At 66.8% G+C, this 19,111-nt stretch carries 17 protein-coding genes and 1 pseudogene; 7 read left to right on the top strand and 11 right to left on the bottom strand.

The genetic code is table 11. The annotated features are described in order from the left end of the window. Window positions 1–56: 56 nt before the first annotated feature. Window positions 57–863: a ribosome-inactivating family protein gene (locus ABGB18_RS47135; protein WP_347702250.1), complete on the bottom strand. Its 807-nt coding sequence runs from the start codon at window positions 861–863 to the stop codon at window positions 57–59. Window positions 864–2,145: 1,282 nt separating this feature from the next. Next, on the bottom strand, window positions 2,146–3,264 hold the full coding sequence (locus ABGB18_RS47130; RefSeq protein WP_347702249.1) for an L-dopachrome tautomerase-related protein: 1,119 nt from the start codon (window positions 3,262–3,264) through the stop codon (window positions 2,146–2,148). 549 nt (window positions 3,265–3,813) lie between these two features. On the opposite strand from ABGB18_RS47130, the gene ABGB18_RS47125 reads away from it, so the two are divergent. Further along, window positions 3,814–5,496, top strand: coding sequence for a DUF4158 domain-containing protein (locus ABGB18_RS47125; protein ID WP_347702248.1), 1,683 nt, complete (start codon window positions 3,814–3,816; stop codon window positions 5,494–5,496). 2 nt (window positions 5,497–5,498) lie between these two features. Further along, on the top strand, window positions 5,499–6,869 hold the full coding sequence (locus ABGB18_RS47120) for a transposase (RefSeq protein ID WP_347702247.1): 1,371 nt from the start codon (window positions 5,499–5,501) through the stop codon (window positions 6,867–6,869). A gap of 70 nt (window positions 6,870–6,939) precedes the next feature. On the opposite strand, the gene ABGB18_RS47115 is transcribed toward ABGB18_RS47120, so the two are convergent. Next, window positions 6,940–8,733: a prolyl oligopeptidase family serine peptidase gene (locus ABGB18_RS47115; RefSeq protein WP_347702246.1), complete on the bottom strand. Its 1,794-nt coding sequence runs from the start codon at window positions 8,731–8,733 to the stop codon at window positions 6,940–6,942. 217 nt (window positions 8,734–8,950) lie between these two features. On the opposite strand from ABGB18_RS47115, the gene ABGB18_RS47110 reads away from it, so the two are divergent. Both ABGB18_RS47110 and ABGB18_RS47105 read left to right on the top strand, forming a co-directional pair. Then, a complete protein-coding gene (locus tag ABGB18_RS47110; RefSeq protein WP_347702245.1) occupies window positions 8,951–9,085 on the top strand; it encodes a hypothetical protein in 135 nt (44 codons plus the stop codon). Beyond that, on the top strand, window positions 9,069–10,004 hold the full coding sequence (locus ABGB18_RS47105) for a recombinase family protein (protein WP_347702244.1): 936 nt from the start codon (window positions 9,069–9,071) through the stop codon (window positions 10,002–10,004). The genes ABGB18_RS47110 and ABGB18_RS47105 overlap by 17 nt, the downstream gene beginning before the upstream one ends. A gap of 194 nt (window positions 10,005–10,198) precedes the next feature. Here the strand turns inward: ABGB18_RS47105 and ABGB18_RS47100 are convergent, their stop codons facing one another. The 3 genes from ABGB18_RS47100 to ABGB18_RS47090 form a co-directional block, all read right to left on the bottom strand. Beyond that, a complete protein-coding gene (locus ABGB18_RS47100; protein WP_347702243.1) occupies window positions 10,199–11,590 on the bottom strand; it encodes an MFS transporter in 1,392 nt (463 codons plus the stop codon). An 83-nt stretch (window positions 11,591–11,673) separates the two neighbouring features. Next, window positions 11,674–12,150, bottom strand: a complete 477-nt coding sequence (locus ABGB18_RS47095; protein WP_347702242.1) for a nuclear transport factor 2 family protein — start codon at window positions 12,148–12,150, stop codon at window positions 11,674–11,676. A gap of 56 nt (window positions 12,151–12,206) precedes the next feature. After that, window positions 12,207–13,094 carry an alpha/beta fold hydrolase gene (locus tag ABGB18_RS47090; RefSeq protein ID WP_347702241.1) on the bottom strand — a complete coding sequence of 296 codons (888 nt, stop codon included), beginning with the start codon at window positions 13,092–13,094 and terminating at the stop codon, window positions 12,207–12,209. A gap of 147 nt (window positions 13,095–13,241) precedes the next feature. Here ABGB18_RS47090 and ABGB18_RS47085 point away from each other — a divergent pair, with 147 nt between their 5' ends. Beyond that, a complete protein-coding gene (locus ABGB18_RS47085; protein WP_347702240.1) occupies window positions 13,242–13,799 on the top strand; it encodes a TetR/AcrR family transcriptional regulator in 558 nt (185 codons plus the stop codon). A 654-nt stretch (window positions 13,800–14,453) separates the two neighbouring features. On the opposite strand, the gene ABGB18_RS47080 is transcribed toward ABGB18_RS47085, so the two are convergent. The 3 genes and pseudogenes from ABGB18_RS47080 to ABGB18_RS47070 all read right to left on the bottom strand — a co-directional run bounded on the left by ABGB18_RS47080 (window position 14,454) and on the right by ABGB18_RS47070 (window position 16,274). Beyond that, on the bottom strand, window positions 14,454–14,840 hold the full coding sequence (locus ABGB18_RS47080; protein WP_347702239.1) for a hypothetical protein: 387 nt from the start codon (window positions 14,838–14,840) through the stop codon (window positions 14,454–14,456). A gap of 364 nt (window positions 14,841–15,204) precedes the next feature. Beyond that, window positions 15,205–15,831: pseudogene (locus ABGB18_RS47075) on the bottom strand (Tn3 family transposase); the annotation flags it as partial. Between the two features lie 134 nt (window positions 15,832–15,965). Next, on the bottom strand, window positions 15,966–16,274 hold the full coding sequence (locus tag ABGB18_RS47070; RefSeq protein WP_347702238.1) for a hypothetical protein: 309 nt from the start codon (window positions 16,272–16,274) through the stop codon (window positions 15,966–15,968). Window positions 16,275–17,051: 777 nt separating this feature from the next. On the opposite strand from ABGB18_RS47070, the gene ABGB18_RS47065 reads away from it, so the two are divergent. Both ABGB18_RS47065 and ABGB18_RS47060 read left to right on the top strand, forming a co-directional pair. Beyond that, complete coding sequence (locus ABGB18_RS47065) at window positions 17,052–17,627, top strand: GNAT family N-acetyltransferase (protein WP_347702237.1); 576 nt, start codon at window positions 17,052–17,054, stop codon at window positions 17,625–17,627. 317 nt (window positions 17,628–17,944) lie between these two features. Further along, complete coding sequence (locus ABGB18_RS47060) at window positions 17,945–18,127, top strand: hypothetical protein (RefSeq protein WP_347702236.1); 183 nt, start codon at window positions 17,945–17,947, stop codon at window positions 18,125–18,127. Window positions 18,128–18,279: 152 nt separating this feature from the next. On the opposite strand, the gene ABGB18_RS47055 is transcribed toward ABGB18_RS47060, so the two are convergent. Both ABGB18_RS47055 and ABGB18_RS47050 read right to left on the bottom strand, forming a co-directional pair. Beyond that, on the bottom strand, window positions 18,280–18,699 hold the full coding sequence (locus ABGB18_RS47055; protein WP_347702235.1) for an SRPBCC family protein: 420 nt from the start codon (window positions 18,697–18,699) through the stop codon (window positions 18,280–18,282). 53 nt (window positions 18,700–18,752) lie between these two features. Next, window positions 18,753–19,088: a VOC family protein gene (locus tag ABGB18_RS47050; protein ID WP_347702234.1), complete on the bottom strand. Its 336-nt coding sequence runs from the start codon at window positions 19,086–19,088 to the stop codon at window positions 18,753–18,755. Between the last annotated feature and the right edge of the window lie 23 nt (window positions 19,089–19,111).

The following is a 19,111-nucleotide window of genomic DNA, read 5'->3' as shown; positions in this document are numbered from 1 at the left end:
TCCAGCCCTCCCCAGCCGGAACCTTCGGATTGTGGGTTAGTCACATCGGCTCCCCGTCAAGCATGCTTCTTCGCCCCGTTCCCCAGGATCTCCTTGGCCATGAGCGTGGTAACCGGCACTACAGTGTTTGCGACGGTGAAAGTCAGCTCAGGGCTCCAGCCCGCCGCCTTCCTGCTGCAATCGGCCCATCTGTGGACGATATCCTCGAATGGCGGCATTCGGTAACTGTCAGGGGCTCCGTCCTTCCCCCAGCAATACCTTGATTCGGGGCGAACCTTCTGGTCGAGCCCCCTCGTCCAATTGTCGTACATCTTCTTAAAGTACGGATCGAACCGCGCCATCTCCGATGTCATCCTGGCGACCAAATGAAATGCCTGCTCGGCGTCTTGGCGCTGCGGCCTGCCCTTCGCGTCGACCCCTGACTCGCGCGGCGCTTTTAATATATAGTAGTAAAGTGTCTGCAGTTTTTGAAAGAAGACTGTTTTGGACAGTTCTCCTTGGGTGGAACCTGTGCCGTATTCCAGTGCGACCCAACCAAGATCCTTGTCCCAGGTCGCCTCGTCGTGCGGCAAGCTGAGGGCATGTTCCTCGCTTCTGTCCCAGGCGGCAACCAGCCGCCTTTCTCTGTTGATCGCCCAGCCCCGAAGGTAAAGATTGTCCTTCTGGAAGTACAATCGAACGGTCGGATGGCGGGGAGGTTTCGAAGCTTCTAAGACAAAATCCACTCGAAAGAAGCGCTCGCCTGCCCCGTTCCAGGAGCGATAGCGCTCCCGCAAGAAGTTTATGATCCGCTGATAATTTTTCTGCTGAGAGTTAGCCTCGAAGATCTGCGGCTTGAGGATATCTTCGTCGCCCAGCGCCATGCTCAGCCTCTTCCATCGACAATGTGGAATGTTTGGTAAAGTGCACAGCCCCATTAGGTGTCACCGTTCTCGGTGACGCTTCATATTCTATTTCCGCCCAACTTTGCCACGCGGCGGACCAACGGCTAGGGGTCTTTCGATCACGGCAGGAGTTGCGAGGGTCCACAGCCGCTGGCCCCTTAGAGTTGGCCAGGCCAAGTCCAAACGCCGCATCAGCTTTACCGAAGGATGTTGTTCGCTCGAAGTCGTGCCGCGCTGCGCCGGGTGGTGCCGGAGTAACGGCTCCCGGTCGCGTTCGCGCTCATGCAGAAGGCAGAGCCTGGCGATCAGGCCGGCCGGGTAACTATGGCTGGGCATGTTGCCCACTATCGAAATTGAGTGAATTTATTCTTCTCGAGAATATCGACATCAGCAAGCGCCATCAGTCAACCCCTCCCGTCGACACCAAGATCGATCCGTTGACAATGGCATACTCTCCCGGCGTCACACACGCACGCAATACGGACAAGCCAGCTTTTTTGGGAGACACACGTCAAGGGAGGTGGGTCAGGGCACTCGCGAGCAGCCTCTAGCGGAACGGCTGCTGTTCGGCTCCCTTCGCCCTGTGGTGCCGGCGCAACCTTGCCTCGCGGCAGGGCGAAGGCCAGGATCGTCCAATCGCGGCAGGACGGAATGTCCACGGCCGGCGAACGGCAACATCTAACGAGCTGTTCCGTCGGCTGGCCGCCGCGCGGGGTCCCGGCCCGCGCGTGAAGCCGCTGATCGACGTGGCGCGGCCGGGTGAGGGGGCGCTCGCGGCCCTGGTGCACGCCCCAATGCCGTTTAGATAGCAATTGATCATGGTCTTCGCTGAGCGGCTGACGGCGTGGGTAGGAGTGTGACGGTCGGTGGACCCGCGTATTGGATGCCCTTGTCGGAGGGGCGTCGCTCGCGGTGCATCTGTGAGGCAAGTACACGCCAACGTTGCTTGACGAACATGCCTGACTACCAAGAGCCACTCAGGATAACTCCAGGTCTGACAACGACGGCGCCTCGATGAACGAGACGTAGGCAGCCCTCTGCTCGGCAGACAGAAATTCCGCAGGCATAGCCCGCACGGTTGGGCCATATCGGTCGCGATCAACTCATAGTGATTGACGCGTTACAAGTGAGGATCTTTCAGCCATAAGTGCGTCTTGATCCTTCTCAGCGCCAACGGCTGTCCGCCGGTTCCTCGACCGGAAACGCATACTTGACGCTGGACGCGCCTGTTCGCGCGACATCTCGGCCTGCTCGGCATCATTCAGAGCAGCCGTACGGGGCCGGCGTCGATCGGTGTGCGAAACAGCGCGTAGGGGTAGCGGCGCAGATCCTGCCCGTTGTGGTAGGCCGCCTGCCGGTGGAGTTGGTTGGAGGTGACATAGAGGTGTTCCTGGGTGACCGACATGGTGTCGGGCCACAGCAGTCTCGGGTCGTGCACGAGGGTTTCAAAGCTTCCGTCGGGGAGGCGGCGCATGATGGCGTTGTGCTCCCAGTTCGTGATGTAGACGCGTCCGGCGTCGTCGCTTTCCAGACCGTCGGCCGAGCCGCCCTTGTCTCCCTCGTCCACGACTGTGGCCGCCACCTCCTCCTCGCTGACCGAGCGGTCGGCCAGGGCATCGGCCGACACGCTGTACAGGTGTCGTGACATGAGCGGGCAGTAGAACAGCCGCTTGCCGTCGGCGGAGATGGCGATGCCGTCGGCGCCGATCAGGACCGGCTTGGGCGGGCCGTCCTTCGGGCGTTCCATGAAGACGCGGCCCTCGACGATCGGCAGGTAGGCAGGCGGGCTTTCGGCCTTGGTGCTGGGGTGGTCGTCCAGTCGCCGCCACGCTTGTCCGGTCGCCAGGTCCACCACGACGATGGCGTTGGGACCATCGCCGGAGGAGTCGGTGATGTAGGCGACGCCGTCGGGCGCCTTGCGCAGGTCGAAGCGGACGTCGTTGAGGTAGGAGGTGCTCGGCGTCACCTCGGGTTCGAAGGTGATGACCCGGACCACGGTGTCGGTGCGCAGGTCCACGCAGACCAGTTTGGGGCCGCCCGGCTCGGTGGGTTTGAACAGCGGGCTGCCGGTGTCCAGGATCCACAGACGGTCGGCCGGGTCGACCACCACGCTCTGCACCGACATCAGCCGCCTGGCCGGGCTACCGGAACGGGCGTTCCACGCCTGGTCCGGGAACGGCACGGCCTCGCCGTCGCGCAGTTCGGCCACGGTGGCGGCGACGTCGTCGCCCCAGAGCGGGTAGTTGACGAAGATCCGGCCAGTGTGCGACACCGTGACGCCGGTCGGCATCGGGCCTTCGCTGAAGGCGTGCACCAACTCCAGCGTGCCGAACGGCTGGTCGGTCTGCGCTGTGGCATCTTTGTGATCGTTTGCCGCCATGGCCGGTGTTCCCCTTCTGCTCAGGACAAGCTGACGCTCCGCTACGGAACGTCTTGAGGTGGTCCTGGAAGCGACATCGCGGTGCGGAAGGCCGTCCGCGCCCGTTCGGGTGAGATGTGGAGGACGGTCATGCCCTTGATGCAAACCAAGATCCGGAGCATACGCGAAACGCATTCCCCTTCCCAGCGGAGATGACTCAGGTTCGCAGCAGGTCATTGCACCCACCAGGCAAGGAAATGGCCATCCAGGCAACGGCTCGGGCATCCGCACCCGGCCGCGGTCCGAGCGCGGTCGGCGCACCAGAACGGCCAGACCGCCCGCTTGGTAGGCGGCACGCCAGCGGCGCAGCGTCCGCTCGGGGATCCCGCAGGAAGCGGCGACGTGGGCCGGCGGTTCATCGTCTTCGAGGTGGGACCGCAGCAGCCGCCAGCGTTCGATCGCGGGGTATGACGAGCATCCGAACGAAAAGTCCCGTTAGCGGGTGGCCCCAGCTAACTATTTGATCTTCCGCTCGTCCTGCTTGCCGGGCCTGCCCTACCTTCGGCGTCTATGCCGGTTGAGTTCTTGAGTGATGGTGAGGCGGCCGCGTACGGCCGCTTCTCGGGCGCTCCGTCGCAGGCGGAGCTGGAGCGGTTCTTCTACCTCGACGACGCGGATCGGGCGCTGATCGCCGAACGGCGTGGGACACACGCCCGCCTCGGCTTCGCCCTCCAATTAACGACAGCCCGCTACGTCGGGCGCTTTCTGGCCGACCCGCTGGACGTGCCCGACGAGGTGCTGGTGTACCTCGGTGAGCAACTCGGGATCGAGGATGTCTCGCAGATCAGCCAGTACACCGAGCGGCGCAGCACACCGTTCGAGCACCAGGACGCGATCCGCAAGGCATACGCGCTGAAGGAGTTCTCCCAGGCAGAGGCGGAATTCATCGTGTGGGCGAGCGCCAGGGCGTGGAACACCGGCGACGGCAAGAAGACGATCTTCTATGACGGGGTGACGTGGCTGCGCACCAACAAGGTGCTGCTCCCGGGTGTGACCACGCTGGCACGGCTGGTCGCCCGGGTGCGGGATGAGGCCACCGACCGGCTCTATGACACGCTGCGAGAGGTGCTGTCACCACGGCAGCGGGTGATCCTGGAGATGCTGCTGGAGGTGCCCGAGGGCCGGCGTTCCTCGGACCTGGAGCGCTGGCGCAAGGGCCCGGCGGCGCCCTCGGGGAGGAATCTGGAGAAGGCGCTGGAGCTCGCTGCGGAAATCCTCGGTGTGGGGCTGGGGGCCATGCCGCTGCCACCGGAGGTGCCGCACCGGCGGATGGTCGACTTGGCGCGGTACGGCATGCAGGCCACGGCGACCGCTTTGCGCCGCCATGGGCCCTCCCGTCAGCTCGCCACGTTGCTGGCCACGGTGATCTATCTGGAGGGCAAGGCGGTCGACGACTGTCTGGAAATGCTGGACCTGCTGGTCACCACCGAACTGGTCGGCAAGGCCGAGACCGCCACTGACAAGGAGCGGGTACGCCAGCATCCGAAATTGGCCAAGCACTCGGCCACGCTGGCCGCGGCGGTGGAGACCCTGCTGGAGGTCACCGAGTACGGCGAGGAACTCCGGTTGGATCAAGTGTGGGAGGCGATCGACGCGATCGTGCCCCGGCGGGAGTTGCGGGAGGCCGTCGCGGCGGTGACCGAGATGGTGCCGCCGCCCGACGCCGATGCCGACGGGGAGATGCGGGCGCTGCCGGCCACGCGGATCGCCACCGTGTCGGGGTTCCTCAAGACGCTGACCACGGTGATCGAATTCGGCGCCAACGCTGAGGGCGCGCCGGCGCTCGCGGCGATGAAGCAGCTGCCCCGGCTGCTGGACGGCCGCAAGAAGAAGGTGACCGAGGCCGACATCGACCCCGAGCTGGTGACTGGGTCCTGGAAGCGGCTGGTGTTCAAGAGCTTGCCGAATGGCAGCACCGTGGACAAGAACGCCTACACCATGTGCGTGCTTACCCAGTTTCATTGGCACCTCAAGCGCCGCGACGTCTACGCCGAGGCCTCGGCGCGCTGGCGGGATCCACGCGGGCAACTGTTGGACGGTGCGAAGTGGGAGGCGGCCAAAGGTCCGGCGCTGGTCGACCTCCAGCTTCCCGAGGATCCCGGGCGGTTACTTGCCGAGCACGCGCTGGTGCTGCATCTGGCGCTCAACGATGTCGCGGGCCGGGCCGGGCCGGGCAGGATGGCGTGGATGTGAGCGTGGATGGGGAAGGCCGGCTGCACGTGGCCAAGCTGGCCGCCCTTCCAGAGCCGCCGTCCCTGATTGACCTGCGCAAGCGGGTGCTCGCGATGCTACCGCGGGTGGACGTGCCGGAGCTCCTGCTGGAGGTGATGGGCCGGGTTCCGGAGTTCGAGGCCGCGTTCATCTCGGTGGCCGGCGGGGTGAGCAAGCTCGCCGACTTCCACGTCTCGGTCGCGGCCTGCCTGACGGCCCAAGCGCTGAACATCGGGTACGCGCCGGTGGTGAAGGCGGGCACGCCCGCGCTGGAACGCGGGCGGCTATCGCATGTGGTGCAGAACTACCTGTCGGAGGAGACCTACACCCTGGCCAACGGCCCGCTCATCGACGAGCAGGGCAAGATCGGTTTCGCCCAGGCACTCGGCGGCGGGCTGGTCGCCGCGATCGACGGGATGCGGTTCGTGGTCCCGGTGCCCTCCATCTACACCCGCCCGAACAAGAAGTTCTTCGGCCGCTCGCGCGGTGTCACGTGGCTCAACATGATCAACGACCGTGGGGTGGGGCTCGGGGCGAAGGTCGTCACGGGAACCGTGCGTGACTCGCTCCACATGATCGATGTGGCGTTCCGGAGGGATGGCGGACCGCGCCCTGAGGTTCTGGTGACCGACACCGGATCTTACAGCGACGTCGTGTTCGGCCTGGTCCACCTGCTGGGGATGCAGTACCGGCCCGCGCTGGCCGACATCCCCGATCAGAAGGGCTGGCGCATCCAGGACGCCGACTACGGCAGCCTGTCCCGGTTCGCGCGCGGGAAGATCGATCTGGAAAAGATCAAGCGGCATTGGAGTGACATCCTGCGCGTCGTGGTGTCGATCTACACCGGTGAGATCCGCGCCTACGACGTGATGCGCATGATTCAGCGGGACGGCAACCCGACCCCACTCGGGGAGGCGATCGCCCACTACGGGCGGATCTTCAAGACCCTCCATATCCTCACCTACGCCGTGGAGGAGCCCTACCGGCGCGACATCAAGGGCGTGCGTAACCTGCAAGAGTCCCGCCATGCGCTGGCGGGGAAGATCTTCCACGGCAGGAAAGGCGAGATCTACCAGCGCTACTACAAGGGCATGGAAGACCAGCTCGGCGCGCTCGGCCTGGTGCTCAACTGCGTAACGCTGTGGAACACCTTCTACATGGACCGCGCTCTCGATCAGCTCAAAGCCGAGGGCTACCCCATGGTCGAAGAAGACGTCGCACGCCTGTCACCCTTCGTCCGCCAGCACATCAACGTGATCGGCACCTACTCCTTCGCCCAGCCTGATCTCGGCCCCGCCGGCGTCCGGCAGCTCCGCAACCCCGACGAGCCGGACTGGGAGGATGAGATTCTCTAGCCCGGAGCCCCAAATAGGTACCTTCGTGGGCTGGAAAACGGTGGTTCTCTCTCGAGATCGACTGGACTGATTAAGACCCGTTCAGGCGGCTGAACCACGTTCTGGTACGGCGTAGCAGATCGATACGGTGGTTTCGCTCGACGATGTTGTGGCCCTCGCGCGGGTAGACGACGAACTCGTGTTCGACGTCGAAACTGCGCAGGGCCCGGTGAAGGAACTCCGCCTGGCTGAGCGGGACGTTGGTGTCTTGTGCGCCATGAACGATCAGGACCGGGGTTCGGATCTTGGTGGCGTAGGAGATGGGACTCCGCTCGTCATGTGGGTGCGGGCCCACCCCCTCCCAGCCGATGCTGCCGCCATGCGCCGCCTCGAACGCGCCGAGTTCGCCGGTCGCGGCGAGCATGCCCCAGTCACTGATCCCCGCACCCACCAGCGCTGCTTTGAAGCGGTCGGTCTGACCAACTGCCCAAGCGGCCATGTATCCGCCGTGACTGTAGCCGCCGATGCCCAACCTGTCCGGGTCAGCCACCCCCTGCTCGATCAGCAGGTCGATGCCGGTGAGCAGGTCATGCCACTCCTCCCTGCCGAGAGTGCCGTTCGTGGCGAAGGCGTGCCCGTGACCCTGGCCACCCCGGGGATTGGGCAGGAAGACGGCGTGACCCTCGGCGGCCAACCACTGCGCGGGCTCGTAGTGATGCAGGAGCAACTGGTCGGCCCAGCGTCCATAAGGGCCGCCGTGCACGATCGTGACCAAGGAGAACGGGCCGTCCTCGCGGGACTTGCCGGGTGGCAGGACGAGCAGGCCATCCAGGTCCAACCCGTCTTTCGCGCGATAGGAAAGGCGTTCTTGGGCGCCCCACTCGATGTCCCGCAGCTCGGGTGCGGTGTCGCTGCGCCGTACCAACGGACCTTGGACTGGACCCGCGAAGACCGATCGTGCCTCGTGCGCCTCACTCCTGGCCACCGCCACCGTCGCGCCGTCCGCGCTGGCCGTCAGCCACCACGCCAACCCCCGCAGGGGCAGGACCTCGACGAGCCTTCGCGTGGCCGGGTCAAGGCGATGGATCGCGGAGTCCAGCCCGTTCGCGACCAGAGCCAACCCGCCAGAGGTCAGGTTGAGCGGGCAGACCGGTAGACCTTCGGTGAGATTACGATGCTCTCCTTCCGCCAGCGCGACATCCAGCACAGCGTTCCCGCCGGCGATGCCGGGCGGTGTCGTCGCGACGTATGCAATATGCCACCCGTCCGCTGCCTCCCACCAGGTGAGCGAACCCGCCGACACGGCCGCCGCGCCCAGTTCCCGCACCTCGCCGGTGGCCGGGTTGAACAGGTGCAGGCGTGGTGTCAGCTCGCCGGGATCGGGGTCGGCCGACTCCTGCGTGAGTACGGCGAGCATCCCGCCCCCGGGCCGCTCGGCCACTTCGACCACATGCCGCCCCTGGAAGACCTCTGGGGTCTTGACCGCACCGCTCTGCAGATCGAGCAGCCGCAGCCGGCTATGGTTCCCGGCCTCGCTCCACACCCACGGATCTCTCTCGCTAGGGTCCGGAGAGAGCACGACCACGGTGTAGGAGTCGGCGAGCGGCAGGTAGGTGCCAACCTCGCCCTTCCACGACCTACGATCGCCCCCTTCAGCCCGCTCCCGATGCAGCTGCGCTTCCGTCCGGAAGTAGACATACTGCGAGTCAGCTGACCACTTGGGGTCGATCCCTTCCCCCAGCTTCCTCGATGGCGCGTTCCCGTCCACCCCCGCCACCCAGACCGTCCTGCCCGGCATCACGCCATATGCCACCCACCGCCCATCCGGCGAAATCACCGGAACAACGGGCATCTGCGCGTCAACCACCATCTCTTCGGTCAGCATCGCCCGATGTTCGCACATGTACTCGGCACCCGCTCGGTGATCATCGTTTTACGAACCACCCTCAGACGTCAGGTCCGCACTGGGGGCCGATATCGGCCGACTGCGCCCCCACATGCGGATCCAATCAAACCGCCGTCCGCCACCTGCGGAAACGGCCGGTCAATCCAATGGAATCCGGTCCAGACTTCCGCCTCCCCTTTCCGCCTCCTTAAAGTGGTTGCAGACACCCACCGGCTACCACAAGGCCGGCCTTCGGGAAGGGGACACGATGGCCCTGCTCAAGCAGACCGACTGGAACGGCACGGAGATCCCCTTCACCAGCAACCACTCCGCGGATGCCCGGCGTGGCTGACCGGGTCTACCTGCGGCACTCCACCGACAAGCAGACCGACGCCCGCCAAAGGCACGCCCTCACCGCCCTGCTGGCCGCAGGCGCCCCCGCCTACGAAGACCCCGCCACCTCCAGCCGCCAACTCTCCCTCGACCGCGCGGGCTTCACCACGCTGCTGCACGAGGCCGCCGTCGGCGACACCATCCGCATCGCCGACGCCGCCCGCCTGTTCCGCTCCGTCGCCGACATCCTCGCCCTGCGCCCCGTGCTCATCCGCCGCGGCCTCCACCTGCGCGTCGAATCCGGACTGTTGTCCGGCATCGACCTGGCCAGCGACGACCCCGGCACCAAAATGATGGTCTCCGTCCTGGCCGCCGTGCTGGAGTTCCAGCGCGACATGATCAGCGAGAACACTCGCGAGGGCGTCGCCGCCGCCAAGGCCGCCGGCAAGACCCTCGGCCGCCCCGCCGCCCTCGACCAGGACAAGGCCGCCACCATCGTCGAGGAGTACCGCCAGGGTGCTGCCGTCAAGGCCCTGGCCCGACGTCACCAGGTCGCTCCCAAGACCATCCGCCGCATCCTGGACGCCGCCAGCGCCCGCAACCTGCCCGACCAGCTCGACGCGCCGCCGACCGACACCGGCGAGCAGCATCGCGTGCCCGCGCTGGGCCCGGACGCGACCCTCGATCTGCCGGGACTGCTCGCCGATCACCTGCGTACCACTGGTGATGAAACCGTCCGCCAGGCCCTCGCCTCCGGGCAGACCATCCGCCGCGGCCACGGCTATTCGGTCCGCATCACGGCCCCGCTCGCACTCCACCGCGCCGCGCTGAAGCAGAGCGCTGCCCTCGCCGATGCCAGCCCGGCCGAGCGCAAGGCGCACCGCGTGTTCGCCGCCCGTGTCACAGCCGTTCAGGCCACCCGACTGCATCCGTCATGACCTGCGAAAACCCTTCGGCGAGACGCATTTGAACGGAAAGTCACGGCAAGCCGCTCAACGCTGCTCTGCTAACGGGACTTTTCGTTCGGATGCTCGTCATGCCCCCGAGTTCACCGGCAGGTGGACGTGAATTGTTCTCGCCGTTGAACTCGCGCAGCCTGGCCGCGTGAGGCCAGGGGATATCCCGGCAGGTCTCACGCCTCCGCGTCCCGGTGCGCCCGTGGCAGCGCCAGCGTCGTGCCCGTCGTCAGCACGAGCCCGGCCGCCGCGATCAGCATGCTCCACCGCATGCCGGTCACGAACGCCTCCTGCCCGGCCAGCAGCGCCCCGAAGACCGCCACCGCGATCGCTCCGCCGACCTGGCGGCCGGTGTTGAGCACGGCGGAGGCGGTGCCCGCCCGGTCTGCGGGTACGGCGTCGAGCAGCATCGCGGTCAGCGCCGGCACCGTCAGTGCCCCGCCGAGGCCGACCGGCACCATCAGCGCCGCCACCGTCCACACGTTGGTGTGTGCGCCGACCGTGACCAGCGCCACCAGCCCGGCCGTCCCTGCCAATTGTCCCGCCACCATCGGCACCCGCGGGCCGAACCGCCCGGCCAGCTTCGCCGAGGCCAGGTTCACCACCGCGACCAGGGCCGTCATAGGTATGAACATCAGGCCCGCGTGCAGCGCCGACTGCCCGCGCTCCTGCTGCAGGTACAGGCTGAAGACGAACACCCCGCCGTAGTAGGCGGCATTGAGCATGAAGCCGACCAGCAAGGACACCATCACAACCCGCGAGCGGAACAGCGGCAGCGGGAGCATCGGGTGCGCGCCCCTGGCCTGCGCGGCGAGGAACGCGGCCGCCGCGGCCGCGGCCACCAGCAGCGACACCACCACGAGCGGCCGGCCGAAGCCCTGGTCGCCGCCCTCGATCACGCCGTAGGTCAGCGCACCCATCGCGACCACCGCTGTCACCTGCCCGACCGCGTCCAGCCGCGCGGGCAGCCGCGGGGAGACCGGCACACGGGCGAGCAGGACGAGCGCCAGCAGGCCCGCCGGCAGGTTGACGAAGAAGATCCACCGCCACCCCACCGAAGCGGTGAGCGCCCCGCCGACCACCGGCCCGGCCGCCACCGCGACCGCGCCGCCCACAGTCCAGATGGCGATCGCTCGCGCCCGCTCCGCCTGGTCGGGAAAGCCCTGCCGGACCAGCGCCAGCGACGCCGGCATCATCACCGCCGCCGCGGCGCCCTGCACCAGCCGCGCGATCACCAGCGCGCCGAGCCCGGGCGCGAACCCGCACGCGGCCGAGGCCACCGCGAACAGCACCAGCCCGCCGCCGTAGGCGCGCTTGGCCCCGATGCGGTCGGACAGCGCGCCTGCCGACAGCATCAGGGCGGCGAACATCAGCGTGTACCCGTCCACCACCCACTGCTGGCCGGTCATGCCGCCGCCCAGGCCCCGGCCGATGTCGGGCAGCGCGACAGTGACGATCAACGCGTCCAGCGAGATGAGGAAGAAGCCCAGCAGGGCGGCCCCGAGCACCACGCGGGATCCGCCCCGGGCCCGCTGCGAGGCACGGACGGCGACAGGGGGCTTGGACAAGGATTTCAACAGGGCACTCCCAAGACGTTCAGACTGGTGCGCGGCCAAGACCGGGGGCGCGCGCGGCGTGGCGGCGGGTGGGGTCAGCTCGCCGCCTGCACGGGCAGGTCCTTGTTGCCGTCGCCCCAGGCCGCCGTCATCACCACCGAGGTGATCAGCCATCGGCCGCCGGTACGGGTCAGCTCCCACCGGTAGTCGCCGCCGAGCGTCCACAGCGGAGCCCCATGGGGAGTGGCCAGGCGGTGCGTGGCCTGGAAGGACGCGGTGCAGACCGCGCGGTCCCCGTCGAGCTGGACCAACTGGTTGGCGATCAGGTGCTGGGTGGCGTCGAAGCCGCCGAGCGTGGCCGCCCAGGCGTCGACGATCTCCTGTGGGGTGAGCCGGACCGGCTCGCCGCCGTTGAGGCTGGTGTAGTCGAGAAGGACCTCGTCGGCGAACAGGCCGCGCAGGAGCTCCCATTCACGGCGGTCGGCGTGCACGGCCATCCGGGTGCAGGTTTCGACGACCTCGATCTTGGTCTCGGACGGGAACGGCGCGGCGGTCTCACGGGACTCGGGCATGGCGAGGTGGTTCTCCTGTCGGGGTGAGGTGCGGGAAGGTTCGGGATACCGGGTGCTCACAGCGTGCGGGCGAAGTGCTCGGCCGCCGCGTCCGCGGCGAAGCCGACCTGTGGAGACTGGTCGTAGAAGTCGAACTGGACGCCCTCGGTCCACATGAATTCCTTGGGACCCGCAAGGCCGTCGTGGAAGCGGCGGGCACCGTCCGGAATGGCGGCGTCCTGGCTGTGCACCAGCAGCACGGGCGCGGTCACCTTCGGCGCGATCGCGACGGCATCGAAGTCCAGCCACCCGGGCCAGGCCATGACCGCGAACCGGTTGGGCCACTGCGCAATCCCGCCGCGCTCGGGGTTGAGGTAGAAGTCGATGTCAAACGGCATGGCCGCGTCCGGGTCGCTGCCGCTGACCACCGGGACGTAGACGACCTCGCCGGTCTCCTCGTACCGGTGGCGGGCCTCTGCCGCCGCGGCCTTCTTCGACTCGATGCCCTCCACGCCGCCGTAGTTCTCCTCGCAGATACGGCGGTCGTGCAGCCACGGCGCCACCAGGGCAAGCGACCGCACCCGCGCGTCCTCGGCGGCGAAGGCGCTCACATACATCGCGCCGGCGCACACCCCCAACGCGCCCAGCTGTCCGTCACCCACCGCCGGATGCCCAGTCAGGAAGTCGGCCGCCGCGCGGATGTCCCGGATCTTCAGCTTCGGCGACTCGTGGTCCCGTGGCCGGCCTTCGGACTCGCCGTACCCGGTGAAGTCGAATGACAACGCCGCAAAGCCACGCCGGGCCAGTTCCTCGGCGTACCTGTCGGCCATCTGCTCCTTGACACTAGTCCAGGTCCCCGCGACGACCACGCCGGGAGCGGGCGCGTCGGTGCCGGGCAGGAACAGGTTGCCGGTCAACGTGGCGCCGCTGGTGGCGGCGAAGGTCATTTTCTGGTGAGTGGTCATGTGGGGTCGTTCCTCTCAGCTGGCTGGTGGTCCGGCCCGGGGTGGCCATCTCTTACATAAAACGGAACGTAACGTAACGTAGTTAGTGTGGAGCGCCCTTCCGGATCTGTCAAACCGTTACGTAACGTTTCACTGTAGGCTCGGGCCATGCCACCGACACCGAGCCGCACCGAGCGTTCGCGGGCAGCCATCCTCCGGGCGGCCTTCGAGCTGTACGAGGAGCAGTCGTACGACAAGGTCACCATCGAGAAGATCGCCGCCCGGGCCGGGGTCGGAAAGCCGACGATCTACCGGCGATGGCCGTCGAAGGGCGCCGTCGTCCTCGACGCCCTGATCGAGCACGTGCCGCCCACCGGCTTTCCCGACACCGGCGACATCGTGCACGACCTGCGCGCCTGGCTCTACGGCCTCGTCGACCTGCTCGCCGACCCCCAGCGCGGGCCGCTGTTCGCCGGGCTCATCGGCGCCGCCCAGCACGATCCCGAGATGGCCAATGTCTGGCGCGAGCGCCTGTTCCGCCCCGTGCGCGAGGCCCAGGCCGAGCGGCTCACCCAGGCACAGAGCGACACCCGCTTGCCCCTCATCGACCCGGACCTCCTCCTCGACCTGCTGGCCGGACCCATCTGGTTCCGACTGCTCGTCGCAGGCGAACCGCCCAACAGGCAGCACGCCGACGCCATCCTCAACACCTTCCTTCACCCCTGAAATCACCCAGGGCACGCCACCCCTTCGACGCCGGCGATCTGCGCGAGGTCACCCTGGACCCGCCGGGGCCGATGGTCGTGTGGCTGGATGACCTCCAGCATGACCTGGAGGGCACGGACGCCCTGGATGTGTCCGTGGCACGTCGGCTGCTCGAGACCGGCTCGCTGATCGTGGCCACACTGTGGCCGGAGCGGTACGCCCGCTACCTTCCCCCATCTGGCCCCGGCGATGAGCCAGCAGCGGGCACTGTTCGAACTCGCCAGCGCCGTCCACATCGACGCCGTTTTCAGTGACGCCGAACACTCCCGCGCACGCGACGCCGAGCGAAACGACCCGCGGATCGCTCAGGCGCTGGCCATGACCAATCACGGCCTGACTCAGGTCCTCGCCAGCGCCCGGCAGATGAGAGCGCGGTGGGAAACCGCCGACCCGTACGCGGCGGCGGTGATGAAAGCCGCGATCGACGCCACCCGCGCCGGGGCAGATCTAGGCCCGTTGGTAAGGGTCGCGCCACACGGCCCAAACGGGCGGCATAGCCGCAGGTCCGGTGTGCAACCGCGGCTATGCCGAGCGGATTTCGGTCGGGGCGTTCGGGATGCTCCGGCTGGTCGGCCATCGAGGATCGGGGGTTGGCGCGCGGTGCTCGTCAGGATGTCATCGGGAGGGTGTTGGCGTCGTGCGTCGGTAGCGTTCGGGTTCGCCGTACTGGTGGCGTAGCTGCATTTCCGACAAGGGATTCTTCCCGGTGAAGACGGACCACATAAGGCAGTTCCGCACGGAACGGGTCTTCGCGTCGAAGACGATGCGTGTTCCAGGTCCCTCATCCGGGACCTCCGTCAGTTTCCAGATGCCGGTACCGGATGTCCGTTTGTGCTGGAACGCGTCGTCCTCCTTGCTGCACTCGGTGTTGAGCGCGATATTCGTCGCCGTGAACCGGCCGTTGTCGTGAAACTCCATACGTCCGCCGGACTGACTCTCCCAGACGCCGGTGACGTCTGCCCGCGTCGCCTGGGGTTCCGTGGTGCATCCGAACGTCAGCATCGCAACAGTCGACGTGACCAGGGCGGCCGTCCGAAAGTGCAGGTGCCGTCGGCTCGGCAACGACGGACTTCCGCTCTCTGGGAGCTTCTGCTGGGTTCGCTCAGCGAGGATCGAAATAGTCACCTTTGCCGCCTCAGGGGATTTTGCATAATGACGCCCCTGCTCAAGGATGCGCTCCGTTACTTCTTCCGGGCCACCGAGCCTCTGACCTGCGACGTTGCATGGGGCCAGCCGCTCGCTGTCCAGAAACGTACACGTTTCCGGACACCGCCGGGAGGGGGGCTGATGACCGTCTGGGCGTACGCGCGCGTCTCGATGCGTGACCAAAACCCGCAGCTTCAGCTCGATGCCCTGGCGGCTAGACTAGTTGATCTTCCTGGCCTTCGCGGTATGGCTTGCGGATCTGGCCGCTCGCGCCGTGGCAGATCTTGCGGGCGAGCCGGTGCCGGGACTTCTGGACGGTGAGCTGCTTGTTGAGCCTGCGGCGGTAGGTGTCGTCGATCGGGTCCAAGATGGACAGCAGGTGAAGGGTCTTGTCGATCCGCCCGTATTCCGCGAACGCCTGCCCGAACGGGGTGGGCCGCCCGTTCCGGGCGAACATGCGCAGCAGGTCGTAGGCGCGGACCCGGTTGGTCACCAGCGATCCGGCAACCTGGGTCATATCCGCCCACTGGGCGTGGATCTTCTGCCGGTTGATCCTGTTACGGGCGATCGCCTCCAGCGGCCCGTACGACGGCGCCGTTCCGTCGGTCAGGTCCGCGCACCAGAACCGCTGGTCGCCCAGGTCGGCGAAGCGCGGCGCGAACCGATAGCCCAGCATGGAGAAGATGCCGAACACCGTGTCGCTATCGGACGCCTGGTCGGTCGTGACGACCTCGGGCTGCGGCCCGGCATCGATGTTGATCAGGGTGTCGAGGATGTACAGCGAGTCGCGCGGCGTGCCCGGCACGACCATCTGCCCGATCCCCATCACTTGATCATTGACTGCGTTGAGCAGCGGCTTCTGCAGGTAGGCCGCATCGGCGCTAGTCGCAGGTGCCATGCTCTCGGCTGCTGTTCCCGCCGCGCACACCCCTGGCCGGAAAGTCCCGAAACACGGGTGCCGGAACACGGGGTGCGGTGGCGCTAGGACGTGACATAGATGCTGGTCGCGGCGAAGGGGAGCCACCTGACGTCGCCCGGGGGCATGTGGACAGGCGCTCCCTGGCAGTCGGCCAGGGGGAACAGCACCACAAGACTGTCGGTGTTGTTGTAAGCCCGTTCGGCGGGGTGGATGGGATGGCATCCCTCGGCAGGGTTTACGAGGGCAGCTACATCGTCGTTGTGGGACCACAGTTGCACCCATCCTTGTGCGGCGGATGCGGGGGCGGCGACGGCGAGTGAGCTCCCTACTGCCAGGGCGGCGACGGTGGCGGTGGTGGCGAGACGGCGCATAGGAACCTCCTTGTGGCTCGCGTGGAGACCATCTCCAAGCAGTCCCAACGAATAGTAATGACTACATTACCAAGTGTCACCATTGGCGGCGCTGCGGTCGATGCCGAACACGGCTGCCGCCTCGCGCAAGGTCATCCTTCCCCGCCCACCGCAGCGAGATTTGTATCGGACCAGGGGCTGCGTGAGGCCGTGTCCTTCATGAACGCGGGCGGCCTCCTGCACTTCGACGCGCGCTTGCCACACCGCGGCGGCCTCTACCGGCCACTTCACCGACCACCACGCCTATCTACTCGCCAAGATGGTCGCCCGGGTGGAGGCGATCGAGGCCGACATCGCCGATCTCGACCGCACGATCATCGCCGAGATCGGACTCGACATGAGCCGTTCCCCACCGCCGGGCACCTGTGCTCCTGGGCCAAGCTCACCCCGATCATCAAAGAGTCGGCCGGCAAGAAGAAGGGCCGCAACTCGGGGGTTGAGCAGCAACGGAACGGCCAGTGCGTTAGCGAGGCGCCGGGGCGTGGCTTACCGCCACTCGCCGTTCCGATCCGGGTGGTTGCCGGGCCGGAGCCGACGACCCCGCCCGCACTGTGACACGCGACCAATCCCGCCCCGGCCTCCTGGCCCACTTGATTTTCAGGACGCGGGTTTCCGGGAGCCTTGGTCGCTTCGGTGTCCTGTCGGTTCCTGGAGGGCGATCGCCGCGTCGTTGTCGGAGACGTCGTCCGCAGTAATCCGTTTGTGTATCACCACAGCCCGCTGTCAGTATGAGGGCCCATGCGTCACCCTCTTGACACACTGGACTGGCCGATTTCCACCGAGCGGCTGCTGTTGCGCCGGGCTGCCCCCGACGATCTGGACGCGACCTGGGTCTTCCGGCAGCTGCCGGAGACTCACGAATGGGTCGCGGCCGCCACAGAGACCTACGACGACTACCGTGAGCGTTTCCTCCGCGAGGAGCGGCTCGTAGACCTGCTCATCGTCGAACTGGACGGCCGGGTGATCGGCGACCTGACACTGAAGGTCCAGGACGGTTGGGCCCAGGAAGAGGTCGCTGACCAGGCGGAAAGCGTCCAAGGAGAACTCGGGTGGACGCTCGATCCCTCCTACGGCGGCAAGGGCTACGCCACCGAAGCGGTACGCGCCCTCATCGACATCTCCTTCAAGAGCCTTGGCCTGCGCCGCCTGCACGCGGACTGCTTCTACGACAACGAATCCTCGTGGCGGCTGATGGAGCGGGTCGGGATGCGCCGCGAACAGCACACGGTGAGAGACTCACTCCACCGCACCAAGGGATGGCTCGACGGTCTCTCATACGCGCTCCTGGCCGAGGAATGGCCCGCTCACGAGTGATTACGCCGGCAGCCTCATCATCCGTCAAGAACTCCACCGGCATGCCCGCAAAGTAGGGCCAACCGACAGGTTGATCACCCAAAGTGATCAAGCCGTTACAAGATTCCCGCCTATTCGACGCCCCACCCGGATCGGAACGGCGAGTGGCGGTAAGCCACGCCCCGGCGCCTCGCTAACGCCACTGGCCGTTCCATTGCTGCTCAACCCCCGCGAAATCCCAGAGTTCAGGCGAACTGAAGGGTCTTCAACGTGAACCCACGAGGCTTCAGCTTTCATAGGGCGTTTGGACCCTTGGGTTCGTCGCGACTGGCGGGGTCTTGTTCCTCGGCTGCGGTGACCAGCAGGGCGCGCGCGTTCTCGGCATAGCGGATGGCGGTCTTGGGGCCGAGGCCGAACACCGCAGCCAGGTGGAGTGGGTCCGGGCCGTGCGCGAGGGCTTCTTCAAGCTGCCGATCGACGCGAAGACGCTCGAGCGTCGCAGCCTGGCGGCTACGGCGTGATGATCTACTGGCATGTCGACAAGGGCCGACCGTGCGTCTACTCCCAGCTCAAGAGCCGCCTGCCGCCGAATGGTGGGGCAGCCCGTCCGGTCACGCAGTAGCTGGTCACAGTCCTCACGGGGAGGACCGCGACCAGCAATGACGCGGCTGACCTAGCCGAGGTGCTCGCTGGAGGACTCCACCGTCTGCTTGAAGACGCTCAGGCCGTGGTCCATTCCGGCACCCATCGGGATGGCGAGGTCGTCCGGTCGCACGTCGTGGATCCATACGAACCGGCTGCGGCCGTCCCCGTGCGGGACGACCTGCATCGAGGCGTTGTCGTGTTCCGGCCGCATGGTGCCGCCGATGACCGAGAAGGCGAGCCGGCGCAACTCATCGTCGAGCGCGATGAGCCGCTCCCGCAGCACCATTCCGTCGGCGAACGTGACGACCCTGACATCCGGTTCGTCGAGCCGGCTGTCGGTGACGAAGCCCGGCGCCATCCGGACGGGCCCGTCGGTGAAGTCACTGATGATCGCCCACACGGCCGCGGGGCCGGCATCGATGATGATCTCTTTTTGCACGGAGGCCATATCTGTGTCTCTTCTGTAGTGGTGGAACTGGTGTCGCGCGGTGGCGACTGCGTCTATCCGGCGACGACGCAGAACTGGTTACCCTCGGGGTCGGCGAGCACGACCCAGGCGTCGAAACGCCTCACTTCGGTCGCGCCAAGGGCCCGAATCCGGCCGACCTCGCCTGCCAGGTCGTCAGTGAACAGGTCCAGGTGCAACCGGTTCTTGCCGTCCCGGCCTTCGGGCACGGCCTGCAGGGACAGGCCGACGCCGGTCTTGTTCGCGTCCTGCAGGTAGGTGGCGCCTTCCTCCGAGGACGCGACCTGGTACCCGGTGACCGCCTGCCAGAAGGCGGTGCTGCCGGCCAGGTCGTTGGTGTCGATGCAGATGTTGCCGATGCTGATGCTCACCAGCGATCCTTTCTGATTTAACC

The sequence above is a fragment of the Nonomuraea sp. B12E4 genome (genome assembly GCF_039871825.1).
Classification (GTDB): domain Bacteria; phylum Actinomycetota; class Actinomycetes; order Streptosporangiales; family Streptosporangiaceae; genus Nonomuraea.
Note: the sequence above shows the minus strand (reverse complement) of the source record. Positions and strands in the feature narration are given on the sequence as shown.

Coding starts and splice junctions, on each gene's coding strand:
- ABGB18_RS47130 (WP_347702249.1), bottom strand. CDS start 3,264: ATGGCGGCAAACGATCACAAAGATGCCACAGCGCAGACCGACCAGCCG.
- ABGB18_RS47065 (WP_347702237.1), top strand. CDS start 17,052: ATGCGTCACCCTCTTGACACACTGGACTGGCCGATTTCCACCGAGCGG.
- ABGB18_RS47070 (WP_347702238.1), bottom strand. CDS start 16,274: ATGCGCCGTCTCGCCACCACCGCCACCGTCGCCGCCCTGGCAGTAGGG.
- ABGB18_RS47095 (WP_347702242.1), bottom strand. CDS start 12,150: ATGCCCGAGTCCCGTGAGACCGCCGCGCCGTTCCCGTCCGAGACCAAG.
- ABGB18_RS47135 (WP_347702250.1), bottom strand. CDS start 863: ATGGCGCTGGGCGACGAAGATATCCTCAAGCCGCAGATCTTCGAGGCT.
- ABGB18_RS47125 (WP_347702248.1), top strand. CDS start 3,814: ATGCCGGTTGAGTTCTTGAGTGATGGTGAGGCGGCCGCGTACGGCCGC.
- ABGB18_RS47090 (WP_347702241.1), bottom strand. CDS start 13,094: ATGACCACTCACCAGAAAATGACCTTCGCCGCCACCAGCGGCGCCACG.
- ABGB18_RS47080 (WP_347702239.1), bottom strand. CDS start 14,840: ATGCTGACGTTCGGATGCACCACGGAACCCCAGGCGACGCGGGCAGAC.
- ABGB18_RS47105 (WP_347702244.1), top strand. CDS start 9,069: ATGCCCGGCGTGGCTGACCGGGTCTACCTGCGGCACTCCACCGACAAG.
- ABGB18_RS47115 (WP_347702246.1), bottom strand. CDS start 8,733: ATGCTGACCGAAGAGATGGTGGTTGACGCGCAGATGCCCGTTGTTCCG.
- ABGB18_RS47085 (WP_347702240.1), top strand. CDS start 13,242: ATGCCACCGACACCGAGCCGCACCGAGCGTTCGCGGGCAGCCATCCTC.
- ABGB18_RS47055 (WP_347702235.1), bottom strand. CDS start 18,699: ATGGCCTCCGTGCAAAAAGAGATCATCATCGATGCCGGCCCCGCGGCC.